Here is a 5,454-nt window from a genome sequence, read left to right on the forward strand (position 1 = left end):
ATAGGTCTGCTGCGCCCGATAGGTGTTCATCCAGGCGCCTGAGGTCTTGCCGGGCCGGGCGAGGGTGTCGAAATACCAGAGGCCCATGGGCCGCGCGCCGCGCCTGACCTGAAAGACGGTGACGCTGGGGTGCTGCGTCGGGACATCGAAGACCTGGGTGAACTGCAGACCGTAGAGACGCCCGGCCACCCATTGCAGGGCCTCGCGCATCCGGTCGAGCTGCAGGTAGGGCTTCACCTCATTGAGGTCGAGATCGTATCGGGCCTTGCGGACCTTCTCGGCATAGTAGCGGTAGTCCCAGGGCGCGATCTGGACACCGACGGTTTCCCGGTCGGCGATGGCCTGCATTTCGGCCACCTCTTCGCGGACCCGAGCAATGGCCGAGGGCCAGACACGCAGCATCAGGTCCAGGGCCGCCTGCGGTGTTCCGGCCATGGAGCTCTTGTCCAGGTTCCAGTGGGCATGTGTGGGGTAACCCAGCAGCTTCGCCCGCTCGGCGCGTAGCCGCAAAATCCGTGTGATCAGGCCGTTGTTGTCGCGCGCGTCGCCGTTGTCGCCCCGGCCGTAGAAAGATCTCCAGACGCGCTCACGCAGATCCCGCCGGTCAGAGTACGTCATGAAGGGATCGACGGCGGAACGGATATTGAGAATGGCGAAGTCACCGGGACGTCGTCGGGCGGCAGCCGCAGTCGCAGCGCTGGCTCGCAGGTCTGTCGGCAGTCCCGACAGATCGGCCTCCTTCAGGTAGAGGACGTGATCGTTCTCCTCCACCAGCACATTCTGGGCGAAGATCGTGTAGCAGCCGGCCAGTTCCGCATTGATGGCCGCAAGCCTCGCCTTGCCCGGCGGTTCAAGCTGCGCCCCGCTCTGCACCATGCGGCTCCATCGAAACTCGGTGAGACGCATCTGCTCGACGGTCAATCTGGCCGCGTGCCGTGCCTGATAGACCGCATCCACTCGTCTGAAGAGCGCGCTGTGCTGCTTGATCCGATCGAGGTGTTCCGCCAGCCGGGGTCGAAGTGTGCGGTCAGCGGCGCGGACTTCTGGAGTTGAAAGTGTGCCGATCCAGACGCTGTAGATCGCCGCGGCGCGCCCGGCCGCTGATCCGGTGTTTTCCAGAGCCGCGATGGTGTTGTCGAACGTAGGCGGGGCAGGGTTTGCGGCCAGGGTTTCCACCTCTTGCCACTCCTCGGCCATTGCGGCCTCCGCAGCAGGAACAAACTCGGCGACCTTGACCCGGTCAAAGGGAGGTACGCCCCCGTATGGCCCTGTCCAGGGCGTCAGCAGCGAATTCGTGATCTGCGAGGCGCCGGAGCGGGGCCAAGCCACTGCAGCGACTGAAGCAGCCAGGAAGGTACGCCGGCGCATGGGGTCTCCGAAAGACGGCTCCGGTATCTTCTACGTTGAACCGTTCAGGACGTCACCCGGGCGCAGATCTAATGCGCCATCCCGCTCTGGCCGCCACCAATTGCGCCGGTCAGATCCTGCGAGCGACTGATGGCGGTCGCCTCCCGGTTCGCCAGACCAAAGGCCGTGAGTAGCATCACCACCAGATGGTGCCCTTGATCAACGCCAACCCGGCCGAGATAGTACTCGCGCATGGCCGTCCGCAGCGCCCCGAATGCCAGAATTCTGGCAGCCCGCAGGTCGCTCGCATGGAATCGACCGTCAGCGACGGCGCGTCGGTGCAGGATGTCGAACTGTTCCTGCCAGACGGACTCGAGTGGAGCCACCGATCCTTCCAGCCGGATCGCGACCCAGCCCTTGACCGGGTCGGCGATCGTCGCAGCCCAGATACGATGCAGGATCGCAGCGATCAGCTCGACGGGGTCGTCTATGGTGTTTCGAGCGTCTTCCAGCCCCCAGTCAAGCTCGCGGATGATACGTGCATTCAGCGCCTGAAGCACATCCATCACGGTGGGAAAGTAGGTCAGAAAGTCATCGCGTGACACGTCGGTCGCGCTGACGAAGTCTTCTATGGAACAGGTGTTCGCACCCTTCGCCGCGATGACCCTGGCCGCCGCGTCCAGAATCCGCCGACGCAAGCCCGTGCGCGGCTCGCCCAGGAGATGGGGTTCGCCCCCAAACCTCTCACTCATCCGACCCGTCCCCCCACCGGTCTTTAGCGGCGTCAGTGCACCCTAGACGAAGGATTTGCGACGGTGTCAAACCGAGTCCCCTGAGACGTGCGTGGGTACAGGCCAGAGGCGAATGGATCGCTGGCCGCCGCCAACGGTGACAGTCCCTGCGACGCCCGCTAACACCGGGGTATGGCGATAGGTGTCTTTGACTCTGGGATCGGTGGGTTGACGGTCCATCACCGTCTCGTCGAGCGGTTTCCGACCGCCGATTTCCTGTATCTCGCCGACCAGGCCAATGCGCCCTATGGCGGCAAGTCGGGCGAGGAGATCGTCGACCTGACGCGAGCAGGGTGTGTTCGGTTGTTCGAGCAGGGCTGCGATGTGGTCGTGCTGGCGTGCAACACCGCCGCCAGCGTGGCGCTCCGGCGACTGCAGCAGACCTGGCTTCCGGGGTATCGGCGCGAGGCGGGCCGGTCGGTGAACATCCTGGGGATCGTCGTGCCCACCATCGAGGCGGCGACCGGCCTGCCGTGGGAACATGAGGCGGACCGTCGCGGCGACAAGGTCGAGAAGCTGGATGTGCTGGGGGTGTTCTCCACGCCGGCGACCGCCCGGAGCCGGGTCTATGAGATCGAGATCGACAAGCGGCGGCAGGATGTGGCGGTGTTCTCCGAGCCCTGTCCGGATCTGGCCCGGATGATCGAGACGGGAGCGCCACGGATGGAGCTCACCACCGTGATCGCAGGCCACGTGAAGGCGCTGGCCATACGGATCGGACGCCATCCTGACCGCGCGATCCTGGGCTGCACCCACTATGAGATCGTCGCGGACCTGTTCCGGGCAGCGCTGCCGCCAGGCACGCCGCTGATCCGTCAACCCGAGGCGACGGCCGAAGCGCTGGCGCGTTACCTGACACGACATCCGGAGTTCGATCCGGGTTCCTCGTCGCGTCGACTTTTCCTGACCACGGGCCAGCCGGGGGCTCAGCACGGATTGGTCGAGGCTTTCTGGGGCGAGCCACTGAGTTTTCAGTCGGCCTGATCCGATGGCGGCCTCGATAGATTTTGCGAGATTGATAGGCGCAGCCTAAAGTCTCCCGATGCTCCCCACGATCCGCCAACTCCAGTACCTCAAGCTCCTCGCCGAGCACGGCGCCTTTGGAAAGGCTGCGGAGGCCGCGCACGTCACCCAGCCAACCCTGTCGGCGGGCATCCAGGAACTGGAGCGGACGCTTGGCGCGCCAGTGGTGGATCGCGCGCGATCCGGCGTGATCCTGACGCCGGTGGGAGAGGAAGCCTTGCGCCGCGCCACGGTGATCCTCAACGAGGCCGAGGAACTGGTCGAGGCTGCCAAGAACGCCGGCCAACCCCTGGCTGGACGGTTCCGGCTGGGTGTCATTCCGACGATCGCCCCGTTCCTGTTGCCAGGCGCGCTTGCCCTGTTGCGGGACCGCTTCCCCCGGCTTCGGCTGTTCCTGCGGGAAGACCTGACCCAACGCCTGATCTCCCAGCTCAAGGCCGGTCGTCTGGACGCCGCCCTGATCGCGCTGCCCTACGATATGAGCGGGCTCGAGTGGGCCCCTGTGGTCGACGATGAGTTGCTGGCCGCCGTGCCCGCCGATCATGCACTGGCCGGACTGTCCTCGATTTCTCCCGACGCGCTGGAGCGCGAAAACCTGATCCTGCTCGAGGATGGCCACTGTCTTCGCGAGCACGCGCTCTCGGCCTGTCGCCTCAACCCGCCCCGTATGGGCAGCGGGGAGGAACCGTTCGCCGCCACCTCGCTCCCCACCCTGGTACAGATGGTGGCCTCAGGGCTGGGCGTGACCTTTCTTCCGGGCATGGCGGTGAGCGCCGGCCTTGTGAGCGGGGTGAACATCGCCATTCGCCCCATCGACGCCGAGAACCCCGTACGTGAGATCGTGGTGGCCTGGCGCGCGGGCTCCAACCGCCGCGCCGAGGGGCGGTTGCTGGCCGCGGTGCTGCAAGATGTCTGTGAGCCCGGATAGGTCTCATCTGGATGCAGTCAGAAGCGCCTGCGTCGGACCGTCTCGTCCTTGGATCGGACGTGCGATGATGAACCTGCGATCAATCACCGGATGGCGCGCCCGGTTGCGCCGGACGACCTGGATCGCATCGCCGGCATGATCGACGACACGGCCTCGGGCATCGAACGTAGCTGAAGCGCTCGACACGACGCAGGCACCCTGCGAGGCTTCCACAAAATCCCGGGGGGAACGTGATGGTGAAGGGCGCAACGCCGCAGCGGCGGCAGGTGCTGGCAGGTCTGGCGGCGATGGGAGCCACTGCAGCGGCGCCCGTCCGGCGTCCGCCGAACGTCGTGGTCGTGCTGGCCGATGACCTCGGCTACGGCGACCTGGGCGTCCAGGGCTCCAACCTGATCGCCACGCCGAACCTCGACCGCCTGGCGCGGCAAGGCGTGCGGATGACGGACTTCTACGCCTCGGCGAACATCTGCACGCCGTCGCGTGCCGGGCTGCAGACCGGCCGCTATCCGATCCGGACGGGTCTTGCGTATGAGGTCATCCGGGCCTCCGACACCAACGGCCTGGCGCTGTCTGAAATCACCCTCGCCGAGGCGCTCAAGCCGGACTACGCCACCGCCCTCGTCGGAAAATGGCATCTGGGCCATGTGGCGCCGTTCTGGCCGCCGACAAAGCATGGCTATGACCTGTTCTTCGGACTGCCCTACAGCCACGACATGAAGCCGCTGTCGCTCTACACGGCGGCGCCGGGGGTCGAACTGACCCAGGAAGATGTGGATTTTCCGCGCCTGACCCGGCGGTTCTTTGATCGCGGGATCCAGTTCATCGAGGAGAACAAGGCCGGGCCATTTTTCCTGATGCTCTCGCTCACGGCGCCGCATCTTGCGCTGGACCCCCACCCCGACCACGCGGGCCACTCGCGGGCCGCCGCCTATGGCGATGTTGTGGAAGAAATCGACAGCCAGGTTGGTCGGCTGACAGCGCGACTGAAGGCGCTGGGGATTGATCGCGACACCCTGGTTTTCGTGACCTCGGATAACGGGCCCTGGATGGAGGGCTCATCGGGCCCCTTGCGCGACCGGAAGGGCGGGGCGGGCTGGGATGGCGGCTACCGCGTGCCGTTCATCGCCTGGGGTCCCGGACGACTTCCGGCCGGCAAGGTCAGCGGCGAAATCGCCATGAACATCGACCTGCTGCCGACGATTCTGGCTTTGACCGGCCGCCCGCTGCCCGGGGCCCTGATCGATGGTCGGGATCTGTCTGCCGTCCTGACCCGCGGCGCAAAGAGCCCGCACGACGAACTGATCCTGTTCAACAATGAAAGGGTGGCGGCGGTCCGCACCGACCGCTGGAAATTCGTTGCCAGTT

The 5,454-nt window shown here is 65.8% G+C and carries 6 protein-coding genes; 4 read left to right on the forward strand and 2 right to left on the reverse strand.

The window, feature by feature from the left end; translation table 11 throughout:
* Both ACIQ42_RS15430 and ACIQ42_RS15435 read right to left on the reverse strand, forming a co-directional pair.
* On the reverse strand, nucleotides 1–1,368 hold a 1,368-nt coding region (locus ACIQ42_RS15430), incomplete at its 3' end, for a M3 family metallopeptidase (protein ID WP_397423138.1).
* Between the two features lie 68 nt (nucleotides 1,369–1,436).
* Entirely contained in the window at nucleotides 1,437–2,099 is a 663-nt protein-coding gene (locus ACIQ42_RS15435) for a TetR/AcrR family transcriptional regulator (RefSeq protein ID WP_397423139.1), read from the reverse strand.
* Nucleotides 2,100–2,270: 171 nt separating this feature from the next.
* On the opposite strand from ACIQ42_RS15435, the gene ACIQ42_RS15440 reads away from it, so the two are divergent.
* From ACIQ42_RS15440 to ACIQ42_RS15455, 4 genes are all read left to right on the forward strand, one after another.
* Nucleotides 2,271–3,122 (forward strand): glutamate racemase, encoded by an 852-nt coding sequence (locus ACIQ42_RS15440; protein WP_397423140.1) that lies wholly within the window; start codon nucleotides 2,271–2,273, stop codon nucleotides 3,120–3,122.
* Nucleotides 3,123–3,180: 58 nt separating this feature from the next.
* Nucleotides 3,181–4,089 carry a hydrogen peroxide-inducible genes activator gene (locus tag ACIQ42_RS15445; RefSeq protein WP_397423141.1) on the forward strand — a complete coding sequence of 303 codons (909 nt, stop codon included), beginning with the start codon at nucleotides 3,181–3,183 and terminating at the stop codon, nucleotides 4,087–4,089.
* A gap of 48 nt (nucleotides 4,090–4,137) precedes the next feature.
* A complete protein-coding gene (locus ACIQ42_RS15450) occupies nucleotides 4,138–4,263 on the forward strand; it encodes a hypothetical protein (RefSeq protein ID WP_397423142.1) in 126 nt (41 codons plus the stop codon).
* Between the two features lie 59 nt (nucleotides 4,264–4,322).
* Nucleotides 4,323–5,454: sulfatase-like hydrolase/transferase (locus tag ACIQ42_RS15455; protein WP_397423143.1), on the forward strand; the 1,132-nt coding region annotated here is incomplete at its 3' end.

The sequence above is a fragment of the Phenylobacterium sp. genome (assembly GCF_044372605.1).
In the GTDB taxonomy this organism is placed as follows: domain Bacteria; phylum Pseudomonadota; class Alphaproteobacteria; order Caulobacterales; family Caulobacteraceae; genus Phenylobacterium.

What these genes read in the sequence shown, in the direction of transcription:
- ACIQ42_RS15435 (WP_397423139.1), bottom strand. Translation starts at nt 2,099, where the DNA reads ATGAGTGAGAGGTTTGGGGGCGAACCCCATCTCCTGGGCGAGCCGCGC.
- ACIQ42_RS15440 (WP_397423140.1), top strand. Translation starts at nt 2,271, where the DNA reads ATGGCGATAGGTGTCTTTGACTCTGGGATCGGTGGGTTGACGGTCCAT.
- ACIQ42_RS15445 (WP_397423141.1), top strand. Translation starts at nt 3,181, where the DNA reads ATGCTCCCCACGATCCGCCAACTCCAGTACCTCAAGCTCCTCGCCGAG.